Origin of the sequence: Fontibacillus panacisegetis (assembly GCF_900102215.1) — a bacterium.
Classification (GTDB): domain Bacteria; phylum Bacillota; class Bacilli; order Paenibacillales; family Paenibacillaceae; genus Fontibacillus; species Fontibacillus panacisegetis.
Map to the genome: position 1 here is coordinate 1 of NZ_FNBG01000009.1, position 22870 is coordinate 22870.

The 22870-nt window shown below is 43.9% G+C and carries 21 protein-coding genes; 5 read left to right on the top strand and 16 right to left on the bottom strand.

Going from position 1 to position 22870, the window contains the following annotated elements; all coding sequences use genetic code 11:
* A partial coding sequence (locus BLS49_RS25000; protein ID WP_217640048.1) for a hypothetical protein occupies positions 1 to 204 on the top strand: 204 nt, incomplete at its 5' end.
* Between the two features lie 152 nt (positions 205 to 356).
* Here BLS49_RS25000 and BLS49_RS09435 read toward each other — a convergent pair.
* The 4 genes from BLS49_RS09435 to BLS49_RS09450 all read right to left on the bottom strand — a co-directional run bounded on the left by BLS49_RS09435 (position 357) and on the right by BLS49_RS09450 (position 4379).
* Positions 357 to 782 carry a hypothetical protein gene (locus BLS49_RS09435; protein ID WP_091229241.1) on the bottom strand — a complete coding sequence of 142 codons (426 nt, stop codon included), beginning with the start codon at positions 780 to 782 and terminating at the stop codon, positions 357 to 359.
* 155 nt (positions 783 to 937) lie between these two features.
* Positions 938 to 1882, bottom strand: coding sequence for a malate dehydrogenase (mdh, locus tag BLS49_RS09440; protein WP_091228900.1), 945 nt, complete (start codon positions 1880 to 1882; stop codon positions 938 to 940).
* Positions 1883 to 1896: 14 nt separating this feature from the next.
* Positions 1897 to 3192 carry an NADP-dependent isocitrate dehydrogenase gene (gene icd, locus BLS49_RS09445; protein ID WP_091228905.1) on the bottom strand — a complete coding sequence of 432 codons (1296 nt, stop codon included), beginning with the start codon at positions 3190 to 3192 and terminating at the stop codon, positions 1897 to 1899.
* A 74-nt stretch (positions 3193 to 3266) separates the two neighbouring features.
* Entirely contained in the window at positions 3267 to 4379 is a 1113-nt protein-coding gene (locus BLS49_RS09450) for a citrate/2-methylcitrate synthase (RefSeq protein ID WP_091228907.1), read from the bottom strand.
* A 349-nt stretch (positions 4380 to 4728) separates the two neighbouring features.
* Between BLS49_RS09450 and ytvI the strand changes: the two genes are divergently transcribed.
* Complete coding sequence (ytvI, locus tag BLS49_RS09455; RefSeq protein ID WP_091228910.1) at positions 4729 to 5847, top strand: sporulation integral membrane protein YtvI; 1119 nt, start codon at positions 4729 to 4731, stop codon at positions 5845 to 5847.
* Positions 5848 to 5941: 94 nt separating this feature from the next.
* Here the strand turns inward: ytvI and BLS49_RS09460 are convergent, their stop codons facing one another.
* From BLS49_RS09460 to BLS49_RS09510, 11 genes are all read right to left on the bottom strand, one after another.
* Positions 5942 to 6271, bottom strand: a complete 330-nt coding sequence (locus tag BLS49_RS09460; protein WP_091228916.1) for a FlxA-like family protein — start codon at positions 6269 to 6271, stop codon at positions 5942 to 5944.
* A 96-nt stretch (positions 6272 to 6367) separates the two neighbouring features.
* Positions 6368 to 6946 carry a hypothetical protein gene (locus BLS49_RS09465; protein WP_091228920.1) on the bottom strand — a complete coding sequence of 193 codons (579 nt, stop codon included), beginning with the start codon at positions 6944 to 6946 and terminating at the stop codon, positions 6368 to 6370.
* A 16-nt stretch (positions 6947 to 6962) separates the two neighbouring features.
* Entirely contained in the window at positions 6963 to 9947 is a 2985-nt protein-coding gene (locus tag BLS49_RS09470) for an ABC transporter substrate binding protein (protein WP_091228923.1), read from the bottom strand.
* A 150-nt stretch (positions 9948 to 10097) separates the two neighbouring features.
* A complete protein-coding gene (locus BLS49_RS09475) occupies positions 10098 to 10490 on the bottom strand; it encodes an FxsA family protein (protein ID WP_091228927.1) in 393 nt (130 codons plus the stop codon).
* Positions 10491 to 10554: 64 nt separating this feature from the next.
* Positions 10555 to 10974: an acyl-CoA thioesterase gene (locus BLS49_RS09480; protein ID WP_091228930.1), complete on the bottom strand. Its 420-nt coding sequence runs from the start codon at positions 10972 to 10974 to the stop codon at positions 10555 to 10557.
* 96 nt (positions 10975 to 11070) lie between these two features.
* On the bottom strand, positions 11071 to 12492 hold the full coding sequence (pyk, locus tag BLS49_RS09485; RefSeq protein WP_091228935.1) for a pyruvate kinase: 1422 nt from the start codon (positions 12490 to 12492) through the stop codon (positions 11071 to 11073).
* Positions 12493 to 12615: 123 nt separating this feature from the next.
* Positions 12616 to 13638: an acetyl-CoA carboxylase carboxyl transferase subunit alpha gene (accA, locus tag BLS49_RS09490; RefSeq protein ID WP_091228940.1), complete on the bottom strand. Its 1023-nt coding sequence runs from the start codon at positions 13636 to 13638 to the stop codon at positions 12616 to 12618.
* Positions 13639 to 14529 carry an acetyl-CoA carboxylase, carboxyltransferase subunit beta gene (gene accD, locus BLS49_RS09495; protein WP_091228945.1) on the bottom strand — a complete coding sequence of 297 codons (891 nt, stop codon included), beginning with the start codon at positions 14527 to 14529 and terminating at the stop codon, positions 13639 to 13641.
* 85 nt (positions 14530 to 14614) lie between these two features.
* Positions 14615 to 14803, bottom strand: coding sequence for a glutamate decarboxylase (locus BLS49_RS09500; RefSeq protein ID WP_091228947.1), 189 nt, complete (start codon positions 14801 to 14803; stop codon positions 14615 to 14617).
* A 209-nt stretch (positions 14804 to 15012) separates the two neighbouring features.
* The gene (locus tag BLS49_RS09505; protein ID WP_091228950.1) at positions 15013 to 15501 is read right to left on the bottom strand and encodes a phosphatidylglycerophosphatase A family protein; all 489 of its coding nucleotides are present in this window, start codon (positions 15499 to 15501) and stop codon (positions 15013 to 15015) included.
* Positions 15502 to 15854: 353 nt separating this feature from the next.
* The gene (locus BLS49_RS09510; RefSeq protein WP_091228953.1) at positions 15855 to 19505 is read right to left on the bottom strand and encodes a DNA polymerase III subunit alpha; all 3651 of its coding nucleotides are present in this window, start codon (positions 19503 to 19505) and stop codon (positions 15855 to 15857) included.
* A 336-nt stretch (positions 19506 to 19841) separates the two neighbouring features.
* Here BLS49_RS09510 and BLS49_RS09515 point away from each other — a divergent pair, with 336 nt between their 5' ends.
* From BLS49_RS09515 to BLS49_RS09525, 3 genes are all read left to right on the top strand, one after another.
* Complete coding sequence (locus tag BLS49_RS09515; protein WP_091228956.1) at positions 19842 to 20171, top strand: YtrH family sporulation protein; 330 nt, start codon at positions 19842 to 19844, stop codon at positions 20169 to 20171.
* Positions 20168 to 20665 carry a sporulation membrane protein YtrI gene (locus BLS49_RS09520; protein ID WP_091228959.1) on the top strand — a complete coding sequence of 166 codons (498 nt, stop codon included), beginning with the start codon at positions 20168 to 20170 and terminating at the stop codon, positions 20663 to 20665. The genes BLS49_RS09515 and BLS49_RS09520 overlap by 4 nt, the downstream gene beginning before the upstream one ends.
* A gap of 122 nt (positions 20666 to 20787) precedes the next feature.
* The gene (locus BLS49_RS09525; protein ID WP_091228964.1) at positions 20788 to 21087 is read left to right on the top strand and encodes a YtpI family protein; all 300 of its coding nucleotides are present in this window, start codon (positions 20788 to 20790) and stop codon (positions 21085 to 21087) included.
* Between the two features lie 353 nt (positions 21088 to 21440).
* Here BLS49_RS09525 and BLS49_RS09530 read toward each other — a convergent pair whose 3' ends face one another.
* On the bottom strand, positions 21441 to 22775 hold the full coding sequence (locus BLS49_RS09530; protein WP_091228966.1) for a DRTGG domain-containing protein: 1335 nt from the start codon (positions 22773 to 22775) through the stop codon (positions 21441 to 21443).
* Positions 22776 to 22870 lie beyond the last annotated feature (95 nt).

Consider the following 22870-nt stretch of genomic DNA (forward strand, 5'->3'; position numbering starts at 1 on the left):
AATGGCTTCGATCATCTCATCAATGACACGTGCCACATGATGATCGGGAATGAACATTTCCAAATCCAAAATCATATGGATCTGCTTGTTGTCGTAGGCTTGGAAACCGCCTTTTCTTCCAAATTCCCTAGAGGAAGTGTCGTTTGCATGGTATACTGTTCTGTAGTGGTCGTTAGATTACGCATAAAAACCGTCCTTTTGTAAAGTGTGGGTGTGGTAACTTTCATTTTACAGGAAAAGACGGTTTTTTTGTGCCTATTTTTAACTTTCAACAAAAACGGGGCTTCCAGTAGTCAGTTTTCACTGACTTTCTGGACAGCCCCACATTTTATTTTGCCTATTCATTTTTCTATAACTTAGATAATTGATCTAAATACCATAAAGAAAGAAATCAGTAACACACAAATGCTTAGAAGAGTACTGAATGTGCGTAGCTTGCCAAACACTTCGCCGATCCCTTTGTTGCTGCGAATATTTTCTAGCGCTTGACGAAGAGGTTTACCCATAATGCCGCTAAAAGCTCCAATGGCAAGGAACAATACTACGATGACTGTCATCCATATAGCCGTGTATTCACCTTTAGTCATCAAATATCCACCTGTTAACAATTGAATGACCAAACCGATTTGAGCGTAGGTATTGTAAGTTTTTACGGCCGAAACGGTTCCTTCTTGAGCTGCCGGGGACAATTTAGCTACTTTTCCAAAAACTAATGGCAAAAACAAGTAAAATCCGAGGGCTAACGAACCCACAATATGTAGAAACATCATAACTCCAAACATAAACATCTGACTCAACAACCGCCTTTCATTGTCAATTAAATTTATCACAATCTATTATACCTATTCCTAGAAACAAAAGAAAGAAAACCTTCCCAATTCGGGAAGGTTTCTTGATTAATATTTAATAAATTTTCATAAAAGAGACTAATTATCAGCTATCTCCCTTGTACAATAGAGATCACACTACGAACAGAATCAGCCGATTTATCAAGCGCAGCTTTTTCTTCTGCTGTCAACTCAAGTTCGAACACTCTTTCGATCCCATCGCCGCCCAGAATGGCAGGCACTCCCAGGAAAAGACCACCATAGCCATATTCGCCTTCGAGAAGCGCAATTACAGGAATAATCCGTTTCTTGTCCTTCAAGATCGCTTCTGTCATCTGTACGAGCGAAGCCGCAGGAGCATAATAGGCGCTTCCGTTACCGAGCAGATTTACGATTTCGCCGCCGCCAACACGTGTGCGCTGTACGATCTCGTCAATCCGTTCCTTGGAAATCAGAGTGTCGATAGGAATACCCCCGACGCTGGAGTAACGAACGAGTGGAACCATGTCATCACCATGCCCGCCGAGAACAAAGCCGCGTACGTCTTCGATGGATACATTCAGCTCCTGAGCAATGAAAGTGCAATAGCGAGCTGTATCCAGAACACCAGATTGACCAATTACGCGGTTTTTCGGAAAACCAAGAGCTTGATATGCCGCATAAGTCATCGCATCAACCGGATTGCTCAAAATGATAACCGTTGAGTCAGGGCAATACTTCTTTACGTTCTCGCACACAGCAGAAACAATGCCTGCGTTCGTATTAACAAGGTCATCACGACTCATGCCTGGTTTACGGGCAATCCCTGCCGTAATAATGACGATGTCGGAATCCGCAGCATCCTCATAAGAAGATGTACCTACGATATTGCTGTCAAATCCTTGAACCGGACTAGCTTCCAGCATGTCGAGCGCTTTACCCTTTGTTGGATTTTCCAGCGCTGGAATATCAAGCAGTACAACGTCTCCAAGTTCTTTTTGTGCCAGCATAAGTGCAGTTGTAGCTCCTGTAAAACCAGCACCTACAACGGTAATTTTTTTACGCTTAATAGCCACTCAGGTCAAGCCTCCTACATATTATTGATGACTTGATTAGCAAACTCAGAGCATTTCACCTCAGTTGCACCATCCATCAATCGAGCAAAGTCATAAGTCACTGTTTTGTTGTTGATCGAAGCTTCCAGACCTTTATAGATCAAATCAGCCGCTTCCTGCCATCCGAGATGCTCAAGCAGCATAACGCCGGACAAAATAACAGAACCCGGATTTACAACGTCAAGATCAGCATATTTAGGTGCTGTGCCGTGTGTCGCTTCAAAAATAGCATGACCAGTAACATAATTAATGTTAGCTCCTGGAGCAATACCGATGCCGCCAACTTGTGCAGCAAGTGCATCAGACAAATAGTCACCATTCAAGTTAAGTGTAGCAATTACGTCAAAATCAGTTGGACGAGTCAATACCTGTTGCAGAGCGATATCGGCAATAGCATCTTTAATGATGATTTTGCCAGCATCCTGAGCTTCTTTTTGTGCCTGATTCGCTGCATCTGTACCTGACTCTTCTTTAATACGGTCATACTGTGCCCAAGTGAACACTTTATCGCCAAATTCAGCTTCTGCTACTTCATAACCCCAGTTCTTGAATGCACCTTCAGTAAATTTCATAATGTTACCTTTATGAACCAAAGTTACACTTTTACGTTCATGCTTGATTGCATATTCAACCGCTGCACGAACGAGACGTTTGGAGCCTTCTTCAGATACCGGCTTAATTCCGATCCCGGATGTCTCTGGGAAACGAATCTTTGTCACGCCCATTTCATTTTGTAAGAATGCGAGTACTTTTTTCACTTCCTCAGTGCCTTCCTTGTACTCAATTCCCGCATAAATGTCCTCTGTGTTCTCACGGAAAATAACCATGTCAACAAGCTCAGGACGTTTTACTGGTGAAGGAACTCCGTCAAAATAACGAACAGGACGAAGACAAACATATAGATCAAGCTCTTGACGTAGCGCAACGTTCAGGGAACGGATACCGCCGCCAATCGGAGTCGTCAATGGTCCTTTGATTGCCACAATATACTCACGGATCGCAGTCAGCGTATCAGCTGGCAGCCACTCTCCGTATGCATTGTAAGCTTTTTCACCTGCAAACACTTCGTACCAAGCGATCTTCTTCTCGCCGCCGTAAGCTTTGTCTACAGCTGCATCCAATACACGTTTGGATGCTTTCCAAATATCACGGCCTGTACCGTCTCCTTCAATAAAAGGAATGATCGGATTGTTTGGCACCTGCAGTTTACCATTGTCAATGACGATTTTTTCACCTTCAGTTGGAAGGTTGAACTTTTCCAATTGCAGCATGTTTATGTTTTCCTCCTCGTAACAATTAGTTTATTCATCAATACATAGTCATCATTTTACCATAAATAATCGGACTATCTTAAATCAATAGGAATATATTGTTGATTGTTAGGGCCTGTATATTCAGCACGAGGGCGAATAATACGGTTATCCTCAAGCTGCTCCAGAATGTGGGCAGTCCAACCGGACAATCTGCTAATTGCAAAAATAGGCGTAAACAAATCGCTAGGAATACCTAACAGCGTGTAGACAGACGCAGAATAGAAGTCCACATTGGGTCTCAATCCTTTTTGACTTGATACAAGACCATCTACCTTAATGGAAATATCATAGAGGGTCGTATCGCCGTTTAACAGGCTTAATTGACGAGACATCTTTTGCAAATGCTTCGCACGAGGATCGCCATTTTTGTATACACGATGACCAAAGCCCATAATCTTCTCTTTATTAGTTAGCTTACGTTGGATGTACGGTTCCGCTTGGTCAAGTGTGCCAATTTCATTCAGCATCTTCATAACTGCTTCGTTAGCTCCGCCATGAAGAGGGCCCTTAAGCGTACCAATAGCGGAAGTAACGCCAGAATAAATATCAGACAGGGTTGCAATAGTAACACGCGCAGAGAACGTAGAAGCATTCAGCTCGTGATCTGCATGCAGCACAAGCGCCTGATCCAAAGCCCGAACAGCTACCGGATCAGGTTCTTCACCTGAAAGCATGTAGAGGAAATTATGGGACAAGGTTACGTTCGCAAGCGGTGCGATCGGCTCCTTGCCTTCACGAATACGAGCAAAAGCAGCAATAAGTGTTGGAAGCTGCGCTTGAAGCTTGATAGCCTTCTCTTGATTGCATTCCCAAGAATTATCATCAGCCTGCTCATCGTACAAAGCAAGAGCGGATACAGCCGTACGCAGGACAGCCATCGTATTCGCATCCTTAGGGTACACCTTCAACTGTTCAAGCAATTGCTCAGGCACCGGCGCGTAATCACTCAATTTTTTCCCCAACGTCTGAAGCTCTGATTTCGTAGGTAACTTACCATACCAAAGCAAATAGGCGGTCTCTTCATAACAAGCATGCTCGGCAAGGTCATCGATATTAATTCCACGATAAGCAAGTACGCCGTCATAAATGGAACTGATGGAGGAAGTTGCTGCCACGATACCTTCCAGTCCTTTGATAGCCGTCATAGTACATCTCTCCTTTGTAAACGATGTGAAGAAATCAATCAAACAACCATAGAAAACATTTTCATTTTAAGAGTTTTAAATTTGTGAAACATAACATAACTAGCCGAATAATTAGAAGTCAGTTTGTAATAAGTACTCTAATAATCATACTGGATTTTCCGAAGCATGGGAACAATTTGAGCCCTTCCAGTGATATCAAAATGTTTTATCAGCATTATAAAGAATTTTTGTAAACGTTTTCGATTATCAATGACAAATGTCACCGTATTGCATCAATTTTGTATCAGGAATACAAATTATCGATTTGTAATAAGCTTTGAAGAGAGTTGTCCTGTAGAGGAGAATGCGTATGGATCACGTATTTACGAAACGACTGTTGCGCGGGACCTGGATTTGTATAGTTCTGCTGCTGACCGGCTCAGGAATATATTGGTTATTCCCACTACTCTATCCTTTTCTAATCGCCTGGCTAATTGCTTACGCTATGAATCCGTTTGTTAGTTGGCTGCAATCCTCGTTGAAATCCCCTCGCTGGTTAGCTGTCATACTTGCACTTGCCGTATATTTTGTAGGAGCGGCGATTATACTATCTGCTGCCATTACCCGACTAGTTAAAGAATTGCTCCATTTAGCAGAATCTATCGATCTACACATCACCCAGTGGAGAGATTTATTTATTGAATGGAGCCAGAGCGAAGGGATTCAGAATCTGATCAATGAAATCAATCGCTTTATTGCGGACAATCCGAGCTACAGCCATACGTTAAACGAAAACATTGACAACACAGCAAGTACAATAACGATTGCAATCTCCCGCCTTATGAACGATACTCTATCTGCCATTGTCAATGTACTCACTTCACTTCCCAATATAGGAGTCATCTTAGTCGTGATTCTGCTATCCGTTTTTTTTATAAGCAAAAATTGGGATAAAGATATACGCTTCATTGCCCGGGTAATTCCCGCACCATTTCGTTCAATTACAGTGCAAATTTGGTATGATCTCCAAAAAGCGCTATCAGGCTATCTTCGTTCACAGTTTATTATGATCTCGATTACCGCACTCATTGTGTTGATCGGCCTGCTCATTTTAAAGGTAGATTCACCCTTAACTTATGCCATTTTAATTGGCTTCGTGGACCTTTTGCCTTATTTAGGAGTAGGGACGATCATGGCCCCTTGGCTGCTCTACGCTTTTTTCACCGGCAACGTCGCCCTTGGGATCGGCCTGTCGATACTGTATGGCATCATTGTAGTCGCAAGACAATTGATCGAGCCTAAGGTGCTATCCAGCAGCGTTGGTCTCGAGCCTCTACCCACCCTCATTTCTACGTTTGTTGGTCTCAAGCTGTTTGGGGTACTCGGATTAATCATCGGTCCTGTATCACTAGTGATTGCTGCCGCAATTATACGCGCAGGCGTGCTTGAAAACTTAAGAAATTACATAATGAATGGGAGATTAAGGTGAAATCAAAAACGTCTATCAATAAACAAAAAAAGTGGAGATGCTTGAGAAAAAGAATTCTCTTGCACTCCACTTTATTCTATAACATAACAACTAATTAAATCGAAATATCGATACTTCCCTCTTTTTGAGCAACGTTAATCCCCAGCTTTCTGGAGTCTGACTCGGGCTCATTGTTATCTTGCATTCTTTTTGCATTTTCTTCGGTGGCAGCTTGATTCTTTTTTTGAATGATTTGATTTTGTACTAGCTGGATTTCCTGCTGCAATTGCTGAGTTTTTAATTGCTTCGTTTTCTCATCAGCATCGCTAAACGCAACTTCTCCCAGCTCCTTAAGCAATTTAGCCAGTTGCTTTTCCAATTTTGCGATTTCGCTTGACGAAACTGAAGGATACGTACCGCTCCCTGATACAGATGAAATCGTCATTATTGATCCCCCCTGAATAATATGTACTCCATCAAGTATACACCATCAAAATAAAAGATGCCTTAATCGTTACTTAATGTTTACTGAATGAGTGCTTTATCCAACAATGCTGGCAGAGTATACATAAATCCTGGTATGATATATATCTTCACAGACAATCACCTTCTCCGGAACCCAGCCAGGAAGCGCGAAGCAGATGCTAATAATTCGAGTTCCTATTGACAGCTGCTCCTGAAATATCATACTTAGCGATTGCATGGCACGAGGAAACAAATAGCATACTACTACATCGGCATCTCGATAAGAAAAACGGTATATGTCTCGACGAACAAAAGTAACCATTTCTTCAGCAAGCATTACACTCATCAGCTGCGAAAACAAAAGAGGTACCATAGAATTTTCCAGTCCAATGATTTTCGGTTCTATATCCCGCCTAACCTTTCTTCCCTGTCTAGTTATAGAAAAAGCTAATGTGCCCCACCCAGAGCCTGCTTCAACAATAGTACGAACTCTATTCAGGGAGTTAATCTCCGCAGCGACAGCACGTCTGACAGCCCGAGACGAAGGCATTGGAGAAATTCCGTTACGCAGACTTCTATAAACAATAGACACCATCGCAACAAATACCAATAAAATAATTAAACCAGTCACCAGTCCATAGAGCGCAATCCCCATGTTGTTAATCTCCTGACTATGGATTATGCTTGCAAAGTTTATTTCTAGAATGTTCATTCCATTCGGATAGCCAGGTCAGCACCTTTTCCTCGGCCATTGGAGCATTAAAGTAGTAACCCTGAATTTTATCACATTTACAATTTTGTAAAAATGCAACCTGATCCCCTGTCTCTACCCCCTCTGCCGTCACCTTCATTCCAAGATCATGACCAATTGATACGATGGAATCGACAAGCGATAAATGATCCAGCGTATCGATAATTCCGTCAACAAAGGATTTATCAATTTTGAGCGTATGAATCGGTAATTGTTTTAAATAGCTCAAGGAGGAATAACCCGTTCCAAAATCATCAAGCGCAATCTGAATGCCCTTCGTTTTCAAAAACTCCAATTTAGCAACAGTTGCTTCAAAAGAGTCCATCACAACGGATTCCGTAACCTCAATTTCCAGAAAGCTAGGGTCAAGCCCAGTCTCTTCAAGAACATCCAGCACCATATCCGTAAAACCCTCATGCATTAGCTGAACAACGGATATATTCACGGAAATATGATAATTTTCAAACCCTTGCCGATGCATATACTTCATAAAATGACAGGCCGTAATCAGCACCCATTCTCCAATTGGAAGAATCAATCGGCAGTCCTCGGCGATTTGGATAAAAGAAAGCGGGGATACGAAACCAAGGACCGGATTGTTCCAACGAATTAAAGCTTCAAAGCCCCAGACGTTCCCTGACTCAAGATCAATGATTGGCTGATAATTTAAATACAGTTCATTATTAGCGATCGCAGTTCGCAAATATTTCTCAATCATAACTCGTTCATCAAGCGGCTGCTGCATCGAAGAATCGTACACAACAAATGCCCCTTGACGCTGTTCTTTAGCCTTATACATTGCCACATCGGCATTTTTAAGCAATTCTTCTGCATTTTTTGCATGATCAGGATATTCTGCAATCCCGATGCTTACCGTAATATAAACCTGAGTTCCTTCCAGCACAAATGGTTCTTTCAAGCCTTGAACCAATCGTTTCGCATATTCAGTAACTTCAGCTTGATCCTGAATATGATTTAAAATAATGGCATATTCATCGCCACCAAAACGGAAGTGCTTGTCCTTACCGTTAGATAAAAACAACAATCTGTCACTGACATGGACAAGGAGTTCATCGCCAAAATTGTGCCCCATCGTATCATTGATGTACTTGAAATTATCGATATCAAGGAAAAATAAAATAAGTCCCCGATCCCTGTTGTTTTGCGTAAATTCCTTAAGCTCTTCCAAGAGAGACAGTTTATTTGGTAAATTGCTCAATGTATCCCGATACGCCAGCTCATGTAGCTCTAGCTGTGAATCCTTCAACTTGTTATACTGTTCCATCAATTCCGATTGCAGGGCAGTCAGCTCTTCATAAGTAGTCTCCAGCTCCTCATAGCTGCTCTGAAGCTTGAGCTCAGTAGCTTTAAGCTCTGTAATGTCAGTCATGGAACCCGCAAACCGGATGTGATTGTCAAAAGCATCATTCAACAATTTGCCTCTGGTTTGAAACCATCTATATTGGCCTAATTTATCAAGCAACCGATATTCGCAATAATAATATTGAGATTGCCCGGTCAGATGTTTATTTTCTTCATTTATTTTTTTCTCCACATCATCCGGGTGAATCAATTTTATCCAGCCGCCATTGCGTTCATCAACTTCATCTTTCTCATAACCTAACAGCTCGTACCAGCTCTCTGAAAAATAGAATGTATTGGTCAGCATATCCTGGTCCCATATTACAGCATGCGAACCATTAGTAGCCAAAGCATATCGTTCATTGCTAATCTCAAGCTTCCGTTTCATTCTTCTAACCATACGAACATATATGATAAGCACTGCTATAAATGCTAGCAAAATAATAAATGCACAAACAATCGTAATAACCAAGGTCCGATAGGTTTCATAAAAGGAAAAGGGTTTATTGATAATTTCCGTTCCTTGCGGAAGCTTGCTTACTGGAATATCAAACCGCTGCAGCTGAGCGTAGTCGAATACATGACGAATCGTATTTTCTGATAGAAATGGGATTTGATCCGCAGACTCTCCATTAAGGATTCGGATCGCGAGGTCCGCAGCATACTTCCCTTGAAGAAATCCGCTAATCATGCTCCCGCCAATAGCACCATCATTTAAACCAAAATCAAAAATATGATACACGGGCACCGCACTTTGTCGGCTAAGCTCTTTCGCAAATCTGTCAAATTCTACAGTCTTTCCGGTAACATCGCTAAAATAGGTCGTCACTAAAATAATACTATTGCGATCAAGCTGGGATGCTTCCTCCATCACCTGATCATAACGCAATTTATTCATAGAAATAACATCAAGATGCGGGAAATGATCATGAATCTGATCTGTCACGATGCTCCCCGTTGATTCACCACTTTGAGAATTATCAAAAAGGACATATACAGTATTGATATCCGGATTTACTTGTATAGCTAAATTAACTGTACCTGCAGGGTCAATTTCCTCAATAATACCTGTTACATTGTCGTATTGTTCGGTCAGCTTCTCAGCACCGACTGCGTTTATTCCGCTAAAAATAATGGGCAGCATATCCCGCTCTGATTCCTCTCGATATTTTAACGCCATATCAAGAGCAATATCATCCGTAACGATGATCATATCAAAATTAACATACTTGTATTTATCTTTAAGCTTATCATAAAACTTACCTATATCTTCTTCACTGGGGTATCGCTTGCCATCTATGTATTCTGTATAAAGAGTTGCGTTAATTTCTGTATCCCGCATAGTATCCGTAATCCCTCTGGTCTGATCATCACTCCACGCCAATCCTTTGTGGTAAGAATTAAGTATAAGCACGTCCTTTACAGGAGCAAAATCTCTGGCAAAGACGGAGGGGGAACAATACAACATTATGTAGCAGAACAACAGCGAGAAAATCATTGTCAGTGTAATCCAAGACCGGTGTTTACATCTAGCTCCATCCATATCCGCACTCCTTGTTCTCAAATTTCAGATATAAACCTACTTGTTTGCTACTATTTATTTTCGGGGATTTTCTGCAAATTCCTGCAATACTAAACAAAAATCACCCTCAAATTGTGAAGGTGATTTCCCAGACCACTTTGTAAATAAATACTATCGTCTAAAAAACGTAATCGAACCATCCCGAAGCTTTTTACCAATCCATTTCATGAGTAAAGCACTAAATATCGGTCTAGTCAGAGGAAATACAAGCAAAAATCCAATGATATCTGTCACAAATCCAGGAAGCAGCAGCAGAATTCCACCGCCAAACACACACAAGCCATCCAGAGCCATCCGACCAGGAACCTGCCCATTTGTCATTTGTGCCTTTGAATCTGTCATTACCTTACGTCCTTCGAATTGCATCATTAATCCACCGATAATCGAGGTCGCAATCGTAAGAAATACAGTTTTACCTACACCTAATCTCTCAGCCACTTCAACATAACCCCAAAATTCCACAATCGGCAAAATGATGATTAAAGCGACTATCCATTTACGCATAAAATAACTCCTTCCGTTCCTTAAAGAGTATTTTACCGTTTTATTCTGTCAGAATCAAAAATCGTCAATCCGCTTTGGCACGATCAAAGGCAGCGTGCCATTCCGGGAACACTTTTTTGAATTGTACAGGCCTAAAATCATCACGACGCACTACATAATGTGTAGATGAGCCTTCAACACACAAAGTACCTTCCCCGTTTAGAACCTCATAACCGTACTCTGTCTTAACTCCGCCGTTTTCCTTGATCCAGGTGCGGAGCAGCACCTCTTCGCCATAACGAATACCGCGTTTATATTCTATTTTCATTTCCTGAACAGGAGAAATGTATCCAGCCTGTTCCATATCAAAATACCTAAAGCCAAGATCTTCAATTAATTTGGTGCGCCCGGCTTCAAACCATCCTAAATAATGTGCATGATAAATAATGCCCATCATATCAAACTCAAAATACTTGGGAACGATCGATAACTCACTTACAAACACTTCATTTCCTCTCCCTTCATCCTGGCAACCAGAAAAAAAAGCAATGGTGAGTCCGTTTCCGAACGTCCCATTGCTTATTCTCTGTAACAATATATATTATTTGCGTACTTGACCGATCTTAATCAGGTTCGTAGAACCGGAGCGTCCCAAAGGAACTCCCGCAGTAATTACAACGAGGTCTCCTTCTTTAACAAGGCCGGAATCCAAGCCGCCTTTCATTGCATAATCAAACATTTCATCTGTAGAAGCAGCAAGCGTGCCTTTAACCGGAGTAACGCCCCAGTTCAGAGCAAGACGACGCATAGTTTGATCTTCCGTTGTTACCGCGATAATTGGAGCCTTCGGACGGTATTTAGAAACCATACGTGCTGTATAGCCTGTTTCCGTAGAAGTAATAATCGCTTTAGCATTAAGCTCAAGCGCAGAGTTAGCTACAGCTTGGCTGATTGCTTCAGTAACAGTAGTTTGTTGAGCATTGCTTTGTTTGATGAAAATTTCCCGGTATTCCAGAGCGGATTCCGCTTTTTCAGCAATACGGGACATAGTCTCAACAGATTCTACAGGATATTTACCAGCAGCAGTTTCACCAGACAACATGATCGCATCAGTACCATCGAAAATAGCGTTAGCTACATCACTTGCTTCAGCGCGAGTAGGTCTAGGATTACGTTGCATGGAATCAAGCATTTGAGTTGCTGTGATAACTGGTTTACCAGCGATGTTACATTTTTCGATCATACGTTTTTGAGCGAGCGGAACATCTTCAGCTGGAATTTCAACGCCAAGGTCACCACGCGCCACCATCAAGCCATCGGAAACTTCAAGAATTTCATCGAGGTTATCGATACCTTGCTGGTTTTCGATTTTAGAAATAATTTGAATGTGTGCAGCATTGTGTTTTTCAAGCAATTGACGAATTTCAAGAACATCACTAGCTTTACGCACGAAGGAAGCAGCAATAAAATCGATGCCTGATTCGATCCCGAATTTAATGTCGTTAGCATCTTTTTCAGTAATACCTGGCAAGGAGATTTTTACTCCAGGAACGTTAACACCTTTTTTGCTCTTAATTGTTCCGCCATTAATAATACGGCACTTGATCTCGGTACCTTGAACTTCAACCACAGTCAAACCGATCAAACCATCATCGATCAAAATCGTAGAACCTACTTCAACATCACTAGGAAGATCGACATATGTAACTGAGATGCGATCTTTGTCACCAAGGATTTCTTCCGTAGTTAATGTAATGAACTGATCTTGCTCAAGTTCAATTGGTTCTTCTTTCAATTTACCTGTGCGGATTTCAGGACCTTTGGTGTCCAACAGTATGGCAACTGATTTCCCCAACTCTTCGCTCGCTTGACGAATATTTTTGATACGGCCTCCATGCTCCTCGAAATCACCGTGTGAGAAGTTGAGACGAGCGACGTTCATTCCAGCTAGAATAAGCTTCTTGATGTTTTCTAACGATTCACTGGAAGGACCGATAGTACAGACGATTTTAGTTTTGCGCATTTGGGTTTCCTCCGTTTTTTCTAGTTCTCTCTATACATCTTTTCCAACAACTAAATTTACTACAAATTACCCGTTTTGTATAGGAAGTTTGTCATATTGTAACAGGAAAATATATTCTTTTAATTATTCTTTGCCCACAAGTGAGGAATCTATAATCTGTTTTTCCTCTGGAGCAGGTATTTCTTCCTTCCTGGCTTCGGCAAATTTACCAATTTTCCGGAATTTGCGATATCGATCTTCAAGCAGCTCGTCCGGATTCATAATCAACAGGTCGTTCAGATGACTCAGCAGGCTCTTCTTGATTTCTGCAGCTGTAGCTTCATAATCGCGATGCGCGCCACCGTGCGGCTCTGGCACGATGTCTTCGATCACTTCCATCTCCAAAAGATCCTGAGCCGTAATCTTCATCGCCTCAGCAGCCTGATCGGCCTTGGATGCATCCTTCCACAAAATGGAAGCCGCGCCGTTTGGTGAAATTACTGAATAAATCGCGTTCTCAAGCATCAACACTCTGTTGCCAACACCAAGTGCAAGAGCTCCTCCGCTTCCACCTTCACCGATAACTACACAAATGATCGGCACTCTCAGGATTGCCATTTCACGCAAATTACGAGCAATGGCCTCTGATTGGCCTCTCTCCTCAGCTGTAATGCCCGGATAAGCACCTTTCGTATCGATAAAGGTAATGATTGGTCTTTTGAACTTGTCCGCTTGTTGCATAAGCCGTAGCGCTTTACGGAAGCCCTCAGGGTGTGCACTTCCGAAGAAACGCGCAATGTTATCCTTTGTATCTTTCCCCCGCTGTTGACCAAGCACAGTAACAGGAACGCCATCCAGCTTGGCCAAACCGCCAACTACCGCCAAATCGTCACCGAACACCCGATCACCGTGAAGCTCAACAAAATCTTCAAAAATCAAAGAAATGAGATCCAGTGAAGTCGGACGTTGATGATGTCTGGCCAGGTGCATTTTCTGAGATGGAGTAATTGAGCTATATATCTCATTCTCGAGCTGTGCATAACGTTCTTCCAGTCGAGCAATTTCTTCACTAAAATCAATTTCTTTCTCTCTGCCAAACCGCTGCAATTCCTCAATTTTCTCTCTCAACTTGCCCAAGGGCGCCTCAAAAGGTAATTCTCCAGCCACTTATACCCCTCCCTTCACACCGTGGAGATCGAGTAATTGGGACAACATCCCTCTCATCTCTTTGCGGTGAACCACCAGGTCCAGTTGACCGTGCTGTAGGTTAAACTCAGCCGTTTGGAAATCATCAGGCAGCTTCTGACGAATCGTCTGCTCGATCACGATACGTCCGGCAAAACCGAACACCGCTCCCGGCTCTGCAACAATAATATCTCCAAGCATAGCAAAACTAGCCGATACGCCCCCTGTGGTTGGGTCCGTAATGACCGAAATATAAAGTCCACCCTGTTCATTCAGACGAGCCAATGCCGCACTTGTCTTGGCCATCTGCATAAGACTTAAAATGCTTTCTTGCATCCGCGCTCCGCCTGATGTCGAAAAAATGATGATAGGCAAACGTTTTTCAGTTGCCGCTTCGATTGCTCTCGTTATTTTTTCACCTACAACTGAACCCATGCTCCCGGTGAAAAAATCAAAACTCATTATAGCGACAACGGTAGGAAATCCGCCAATAGTACCTTCACCAGTAACTACTGCTTCTTTTAACCCCGATTTGAGAGCTTGCTGCTCCAGTTTGTTAGCATAGCCTGGAAACTCTAATGGATCGACGGAGATCAAATCTTCGTCGTATTCCCTGAAGCTGCCTTCATCCATCGTCATACGAATACGCTCCATAGCGTTAAGCCGCATGTGATGTCCACAAGCCGAGCAGACCTTCAAATTTTTCTCAAGCTCTTTGCTGTATTGAATGCTGCCGCATCGGCTGCACTTATTCATCAGACCTTCCGGAATCTCACGTTTTGGCCGGTCATCCGACTGGCTAGCGTCAGCTCCCAAACGCTCTGAAGGAATGGTCGCGTATTTTCTTTTTTTCTGGAACAAGTCTTTAAACACAACTACACCTCTTCAGCCGTTAATTTATTGGCCGCATTGCAGCCAAGGAGAATCGATATACTGCCTGCGTTCTCCCCGCTCCCTATTATGGATGCAATATCGAATTCAAAACTTCTTGAACCTCTTCAAGCTCGCCCGAAGGAACTAGAATTTCAAACTGTTGTTTGGATAAATTAACAGGACGTGTTTGGACAAGAAAGCCTTCTTCAGTAAGTTTGGTCACAATCATTTCCGCGAACTTTGCAGTAGGCGCAATGTACATAACGGTCCACATGTCCTCTTCTAAGCCCCCTAACCTTTCTTCTTGAGCCCGTATAATAGAGTTATGATAACATAATTTTCAAATTTATCGCAACAAAGTGAACATGAAATAAAAAACCGGGACCGAGGTTAATACACGGTTCCCGGACTATGGAAAGCTGCTGCATGCACCAGTTGCCAATCTGAAAAAAATCCTGATTTTCTTAAAAGGTCTTCTCTGGCTCAGTTCGCAGAATACGTATTTACATGGGGACTTTTATGGGCAATTCGGGCAGATGCCGCTGCGGCAAGTCCAGCCACCAAATCATCCAGAAATACGTGAATGTGTTGTTCCTGACTATTCAAATCACCTATAATTTCAGGTTTGACTTTATCCAAATAACCAAAGCTTGTAAGGCCAATCATTCCAAAAACGCTTGTAATTCCCAGCGCCATCGTCTCATCTACTCCATAGAGCGGTTCATCCGCCTCCAAAATGGACTGAAGCGGCTGGGGCAGCAGCTTCTTCTCTGCAAGCTCGTCAAGGGCAATACCAGTAAACAAGGTATACTGAACCTCTCGTTTTTGCAGTACAGCTTTGACACTATCCAAACATTGCTTCATTTTCAGATCACTGTGATAGGGTTCTTGAAGAGCGTACACGATTTCAGCAATAGACTCAAGTCGTACACCTCTACGAAGAAGCTGGGCTTCTGCTATCTCAAATGACATGACTATCCCTCCCTGATTTCCCGAACAACCCCACTACAGAACATGTTTCGCCTCTCATACCTTGAATTGAAAAGCAAGAATATTTTTTTTAACGGACTTGCATCCTGTCCTGCCGTGTCTCTAAGTGTATGCTCCAACTAAATAAAATGTTCTTAAAATAGTTTATCGTTTAGAAATGAATAACTACATTTACTCTGTCGTTTCAACAATGTTTACCAAGAATATGATCAACCGTCTCTTTGTTTTTCATTGTTCGACATAGGTAAGATTGCATCAAGGGTGAGACTCAAGCTCATATATAAGAAAAAGAGCCCGGCCCCAGGTAATAACAAGGGGAGGCTCCTCGCACTGTATTATTTCACTTTTACTGTATCTTGACCCAGCATTTGCTCCATTTCAAGGAACAGCGTCGGAGAAGGCTTGATATTGTAGCGTTCAGTTAATGCCAGCAGCCTGCCAGTGCTTTCGTAGAACAGCACGGTAGGCAATGGTCCCGGGTGAAGCTCAAGCAGCGCCTTGAGCTTCTCCAGCAGGCCGGCGTTCTCCGCCGCCGCCGTGACTTTGATGAAGACGCGCTGCGACTGCGTCTTCTTGCCTTCACGGCCACCCGCGGGTGGCCGTGAGACAGCGCCGTCTGCGACCGGCGCTTGCTCTTGCCGGGGCCGCCGTGCCGCGGCCCCGGTCGGCGCAGGCGCGTGCGGCTGCTGACGCACAGCGCCTGCGCCAGCGGCGCCTGCTGCTGCGGCCGTGCCAGCAGCAGGCGCCTTGCCGTGGCTGCCGCCGCGTGTACGCGTCAAGCCACGGCGCAGCTGCTCCAGGCTCCGTTCGTTGAGCGGAGCTACTTCATCGGCCAGCAGCTTGAAGCCTTCGTCCTGCTGCTGGACCGTGGCGCGCAGTGCCAGCAGCGCGCCCTTCGTTACATGCCCTGCGCTGCGCCGCCACACTTCAGGGAACAACACAACCTCACAGCGCTCTATCTGATCCTCAAGCTCCATAAATGCCATCGCTTTTCCCTGCTTGGTCGTAATCGCCTTAACCGACACAACCATACCTGCAACTACCGTTTTACTCTCATCAGGTGCTTCAGCCAAATCCATCAGACGATCAACACCATCGCCTTCGAGCAGGTTCTCAAAATCATCAAGAGGATGACCCGATAAATACAATCCTAACAGCTCCCGCTCCAAATCAAGCTGCTGCGTAGCTGTAAACTTAGATACTTCCGGATACTCAATGTCCCAATTGGGTGTCTCTACAAAATCAAACAGCTGGATCTGTAAATCATCCCGTTCCTTGCGCCATTTTGTTGCAGCCTCTACTGTTTCATCCAGCATAGCCAGCAGCTGCGCCCGATGACCTGGCAGAGAATCAAACGCTCCACCCTGAATGAGCGACTCAATCACTCGCTTGTTACAGGTACGTAAATCAACTCGACGACAAAAATCGAGCAAGCTGTTGAACGGACGCTCCTTGCGTTCACGAAGTATGCTATCCATCGCCTGTGTTCCGACATTTTTTATGGCTGCAAGACCAAAACGAACAATTTCTGCCTGAGGTGTAAAAAGAATTCCACTCTCATTTACATCCGGTGGCAGGACAGTAATTCCCATTCGTCTACATTCGACAATATATTCAGCCACCTTGCGATGGCTGCCCATTACAGCGGTTAACATCGATGCCATAAATTGCACTGGATAATGTGCCTTTAAATAGGCGGTCTGAAACGCAAGAACACCATATGCCGCAGCATGGGCCCGAGGAAAACCGTAATCCGCAAAACGAACGATCATATCGTAAACGACATTGGCTTCATCTTCCCTGTATCCTTGAGCAAGACTGCCTGTGACGAAATGTCCTCTTTGCTCGTCCAGCACCTCGCGTTTCTTTTTTGACACCGCACGCCGCAGTAAATCCGCTTCACCCAGTGAGAATCCGGCCATCTTGGAGGCAATCTGCATGATCTGTTCCTGGTATACAATAATTCCATAAGTATCCTTTAGAATCGGTTCCAAATCCTGATGCGGATACTCCACCTCTATTTGTCCATGCTTCCCAGCTATAAATTTCGGAATGAACTCCATCGGACCTGGTCGATACAATGCCAGTACCGAAATAATATCCTCAAAAGTACTCGGCTTCAAATCACGGAGAACACGACGCATCCCGGCTGATTCCAGCTGGAATACACCCGTAGTTTCACCTTTACCCAACATATCGTAGGTTAGTGGATCGTTGTCAGGAATCGAACGAAAATCTAACGTTGTCCCTCTACCCTCTTGAATCCAATCAAGACTCCGTTCGATGATCGAAAGTGTACGCAGGCCCAGAAAGTCCATTTTCAACAGACCAATCGACTCCAAAATCTCCATCGAATATTGAGTTAGCGCCGTATTTTCCCCACCAGCCTGAAGAGGTACTGCATCTGTGAGTGGATCACGTGAAATAACGACCCCGGCAGCATGAGTTGATGCATGTCTTGGCATTCCCTCTACTTTTTTAGCCATGTCCAGCAGTCCCTTTATTCGAGACTGTGAATCATAGAGCTGCTTCAGATCAGGACTCTCCTTCATAGCACGCTCGATGTTCATACCGAGATGACCCGGGATCAGCTTGGCGACCTTGTCCACTTCTCCAAACGGAACGCCAAGTACCCGGCCTACGTCCCTTACCGCAGCACGAGCTGCCATCGTTCCGAACGTAATAATTTGCGCTACATGCTCTGTCCCGTATTTTTCTACTACATAAGCAATGACTTCATCACGTCGTTCATCACTGAAATCTATATCAATATCGGGCATTGTTACCCGCTCTGGATTCAAAAAACGTTCAAAAAACAAATGATATTTTATCGGATCTACATCCGTAATGTGCAGCACATAAGCAACAAGGCTGCCCGCTGAAGAGCCCCGCCCAGGCCCGGTTGCTATTCCATTACGATGAGCGTAGGCGATAAAATCCCACACGATCAAAAAATAATCCGAGAATCCCATGTTACCAATAACGTTTAACTCATAATGCAGACGTTGCTTTAATTTAGCCCATTCAGACTCGTCCTGCCACTCTGGCAAATGAGCATACCGTTCCTCAAGTCCCCGCTCACATAATGAAGCAAGATATGTCCCTGCGTTCATCCCCTCAGGAATCGGGGTATAGGCCGGAAGGATATGACGACCGAATTCCAGCTCTAATTCACATTTTTCTGCAATAATAGCCGTATTCGCTATCGCTTCTGAAACATGTGGAAACAATGCTGCCATTTGCGCCCCGTTCTTGAAGTAGAGCTGAGTGGTGTTCATTTTGAGACGATCCTCGTCCTCAACCGTTTTGCCTGTACCGATACATATAAGAACATCCTGTACCTCAGCATCGCTTTCACCGAGATAATGGACATCATTCGTGGCAACAAGACTGATCTCTGTCTCCTTTGCAAGCTCAAGCAGCTGAATATTCACTTTTTTCTGTTCTGCCATACCATGATCCTGCAGCTCCAAATAAAAATCCTCACCAAAGACAGATTTGTATCGCAGAGCTGCCTTTTTCGCTTCTTCATAACGTCCATGAAGTATATGCTGCGGCACTTCCCCTCCAAGACAAGCACTAAGACATACGAGACCTTCACTATGCTGTTCTAGCACATCCCAATCGATCCGCGGCTTATAATGAAATCCTTCCAAATGTCCGATAGAGCACAGCTTCATCAAATTGCGATAACCCGTCTCATTTTTAGCCAGCAAAATAAGATGATGAATCGGCTGATCCTTCCGACTGCCTCTTTCTTTCCGCGACCCCGCCGTAAAATACATCTCACAGCCTATAATAGGCTTGATTCCGTTAGCCTTGCACAATTTATAAAAAGGTACCGCCCCATACATCACACCATGATCAGTAAGCGCGAGCGACTTCATGCCAAGCTCCGCCGCCCTATGTACGAGATCCTCCAGCCGGGCGGCTCCGTCCAGCAAGCTGTATTCACTATGAACATGTAAATGAACAAAGCCGTCCATGCGTATCCCCCTCTAAGCACTACTATTACTTCCTTGATTTACTTCGTGATCAAAAGCCTACTTTTTTTAAAATAAAGGTTAAAAAGTTGGCTTTTCAGCACCAAGAAGTTTGGATGAAACCAGAGATTGAGGAGCGGAGCGTAGGGAATCCTACGTGAGCACCGGAAATCTCTGGTTGAATTCAAAATTCGACGCCGATTTACTCCTTGATTTACTTCGTGATCAAAAGCCTACTTTTTAACTTCCTTATTATTAAAAATATTTTATCATATATGGTTGAAATACGCCCATACAATGGTACAAGACTGTATTCTCGAAAAAGGGGCGTTCACAAAAATGAGCACTTTTCTGACTAAGGCAGTTATGGATTTTTTCGTCGCTTTCGGAATCGTATTGGGAGGGGCACTTATTGGCGGAATCGGAGCTGTTGTATCCCTGCAACCACCTACCCAAACGATGCTCGATATCGCTGGACGAATCAAAATATGGGCGCTCGCTGCAGCCGTAGGTGGGACGATCGATCCGATGCGGGTCATTGAGAGCAACTTTTTTGACGGGAACCTGTCGCCAGCCATCAAACAAATCCTGTATTTGTTGTTTGCCTTTCTTGGCGCCCACATGGGCTCAGAGCTGGTGAGATGGATGTGCGGAGGGAGCCGGGGATGAGTGAGAAGAAGCAGCCGACCCTAAAAGGATTTAGGCGATTTATGCAGCTGCTCGCGGTTTTTTTGTTAGGGATGGTCATAGGCAGCATAGCTTATAACGTGGTCTACCAGACCAGCTACAATACACTGTGGATTCAGAACAAGGATTTACAGATTCAATTGCATCAGGCGGAGGAAGATATTAAGACGTTAAAAAAATACCATAAACGCTCGACCGTCATCAAAGAGATCAAAGTGACCGTTGAGGAGCGCGATCCTCCTCTGGATTCCTTAGCCGTAAAAGAAGTCGTGCAGCAGCTCCACGAGGAGCTTGAAGTTCTTCGCGGGAGAAATATGTTCGACATAGATTCTGATGCGAAAATGGCGAGAACGCTGCTCAATCGAAAAATTTACAGTGTGCGGGACAAGGAATTTTCCATCCAAATCAAGACGATGCTCGTCAGTGACGGCGTATTGCAGGTCTGGATCGATATGCGTCCTTACACTCGAAGCTAACTGTTCGTATATTTTTACAGGATAAGCTACTGAAATAAGAGTTTTTCATGCTACAATGATAAAAATCACGATTGAGCTGTACTAACGCTATTACCTACGTTCGAAGGAGATGTTCGTTAACTATGATTGAAGGTATTTTGTATGTGCTGTATGCGGGCTTGATCATTTCCAGCATCGGCTCCATTTTCTACAGCTTTAAATCACGAAGAGCTCTTGATCCAATCGTGCGCGGCAAATCATCTGCGAAAATGAACATCTTCATGGGTTTTATGCTCATCATTCTAGCGCTTATTCAAATGTTTATGTATAGCGGTTCTACCGTTCGTGTAGTAGTTGGAGCTCTGTTTATGGTGCTAGGTGCATTTAATATTTTTGCCGGAATCCGCAATCTCGGACTTTATGCCCGTCAAGGCACAAAGTAATGGGACATACCTGAATATGAGCAGGCGCTGTTAGCACTAAAGTAGCGGAAATATTTTCCTTTATTTTTGAAAATGAAGCTATTGTTCATAAATAAAGGGATCTTTTCCCTCTGTCACTATCAAAACTGCTCTACAAAGTGAAAACTACGTCACTTTTGACGCTCATCCTCCCGTTTGCCGCTCTAATGCGATGATTTCGTGGGAATAGAGGGAATAGAGGAAGTATTGTTCCTTATTATTACTAGACTTCTCCATATGACAAATAACCAACTTCAAATGAGCCACAACCATACAAAAAGAGCAAGCTCCAGAGGCTGTCTCACAATCCAGCCTCATAGCTCGCTCTTCTTACCTTAAGCATGGTCAATAGATTGCAGCGTCATGACCGCTTTGGACACCAGATGGTCCTGATAGGTCATGACAATCTCAAGCTTGCACGCACGGCGGCTCATTTCGAGTACGACCGGACTAATAACGACCGGATTCTCGATTTGAACCGGATGGACAAAATACGTAGTGATATTATCAACGACATAATCTCCACCGCTGAGGTCCTTCGCTACATTAAGACCCGCTTGTGTCAGCAATGAGGTTAATACTCCGTGAGAAATGGTCCCGAGATCGGTCGCCATCTGCGGCGTAATCACCCCATGATAGAACAATCTTCCGCGTTCATCCCTCTCCTCGGCAAATCCATTCCACATTAAATGCTCGAATGTTTCACCAAGCTGCGGTTGATTTTTGGCGTCACGCATCGCCTGCAGCACCTCTCTACGAGTCACTGATGATATGAGCTTACGATTCCGGTCAACTACAGGCAAGAAGTCAATACCTTCCCACACCATGATTTGTGCAGCTGAAGCGAGTGAGGTCTGAAGCCCTACTGTAATGGGATGGCGGGTCAAACATTTTTCTATGTTTTGATCTCCGGCAAGATCCTCTACATTTTTGCGGCTCACGATGCCGATTACCCGATTCCATTCATCAACAACCGGAAAATGCTGTGCTCCCGTCTCAATGGATAGCTGATCAAAGTCAGAGATGTTGCTAGTCACCTTCAGCATATTTACTTTTGGCTTACTTGCAACGATATCTTCGACCAGCATAATTTTCTTCTTAATCAAACGGTCAAAAATAGCACGGTTAATCATTGAAGCAACTGTAAACGTATCATGCCGGGATGAAATAATCGGTAATGACAATCGATCTGCCAGTGTCTTTATTTCCCGGCTCGTTCCGAATCCACCGGTGATCAACACCCCCGCCCCTTGCTCCAAAGCCATTGAATGGGCGTTATCACGGTTACCTATAATTAACAGGCTTCCTGCATCGATATATCGTGTCATGGCATCGATTTTCATCGCACCGATGACATATTTGTGCAGCGTCTTATCAAGTCCCTCAGCTCCTCCAAGAACATGACCTTCTACGATATCAACCACATCGCCAAAGGTGAGCTGGTCTGAAATATTACGCGGTTTTTTCTCTACACGAACCGTTCCAATGCGTTCCTTTGTGATAACAATCCCCAGATTCTCCGCTTCTTTAACAGCACGATAAGCAGTTCCTTCGCTGACTCCCAAGCTTTTGGCCAACTTGCGCACCGATATTTTTGTACCAATCTTAAGGCTCTCGATGTGCTGAAGTAATTGCTCGTGTTTAGTCACGCTCTCTTCATGCCCCTCCAACTGTTATACCTCCAATCAGAATCTGTACTAATCTGTATCTATTATACACCTTTTAAGCATAAAAAAAAGCGCTCCTTCCCGCACCTGTACTACCC

Bases quoted from the DNA above. Each gene is read 5' to 3' on its own strand.
- BLS49_RS09510 (WP_091228953.1), bottom strand. From the start codon at position 19,505: ATGGACGGCTTTGTTCATTTACATGTTCATAGTGAATACAGCTTGCTG.
- BLS49_RS09475 (WP_091228927.1), bottom strand. From the start codon at position 10,490: ATGCGTAAATGGATAGTCGCTTTAATCATCATTTTGCCGATTGTGGAA.
- BLS49_RS09450 (WP_091228907.1), bottom strand. From the start codon at position 4,379: ATGACGGCTATCAAAGGACTGGAAGGTATCGTGGCAGCAACTTCCTCC.
- BLS49_RS09500 (WP_091228947.1), bottom strand. From the start codon at position 14,803: ATGTGGACCGTTATGTACATTGCGCCTACTGCAAAGTTCGCGGAAATG.
- pyk (WP_091228935.1), bottom strand. From the start codon at position 12,492: ATGCGCAAAACTAAAATCGTCTGTACTATCGGTCCTTCCAGTGAATCG.
- BLS49_RS09520 (WP_091228959.1), top strand. From the start codon at position 20,168: ATGAGTGAGAAGAAGCAGCCGACCCTAAAAGGATTTAGGCGATTTATG.
- BLS49_RS09465 (WP_091228920.1), bottom strand. From the start codon at position 6,946: ATGGGGATTGCGCTCTATGGACTGGTGACTGGTTTAATTATTTTATTG.
- BLS49_RS09435 (WP_091229241.1), bottom strand. From the start codon at position 782: ATGTTTGGAGTTATGATGTTTCTACATATTGTGGGTTCGTTAGCCCTC.
- BLS49_RS09515 (WP_091228956.1), top strand. From the start codon at position 19,842: ATGAGCACTTTTCTGACTAAGGCAGTTATGGATTTTTTCGTCGCTTTC.
- ytvI (WP_091228910.1), top strand. From the start codon at position 4,729: ATGGATCACGTATTTACGAAACGACTGTTGCGCGGGACCTGGATTTGT.
- icd (WP_091228905.1), bottom strand. From the start codon at position 3,192: ATGCTGCAATTGGAAAAGTTCAACCTTCCAACTGAAGGTGAAAAAATC.
- BLS49_RS09470 (WP_091228923.1), bottom strand. From the start codon at position 9,947: ATGGATGGAGCTAGATGTAAACACCGGTCTTGGATTACACTGACAATG.
- BLS49_RS09505 (WP_091228950.1), bottom strand. From the start codon at position 15,501: ATGTCATTTGAGATAGCAGAAGCCCAGCTTCTTCGTAGAGGTGTACGA.
- BLS49_RS09525 (WP_091228964.1), top strand. From the start codon at position 20,788: ATGATTGAAGGTATTTTGTATGTGCTGTATGCGGGCTTGATCATTTCC.
- BLS49_RS09460 (WP_091228916.1), bottom strand. From the start codon at position 6,271: ATGACGATTTCATCTGTATCAGGGAGCGGTACGTATCCTTCAGTTTCG.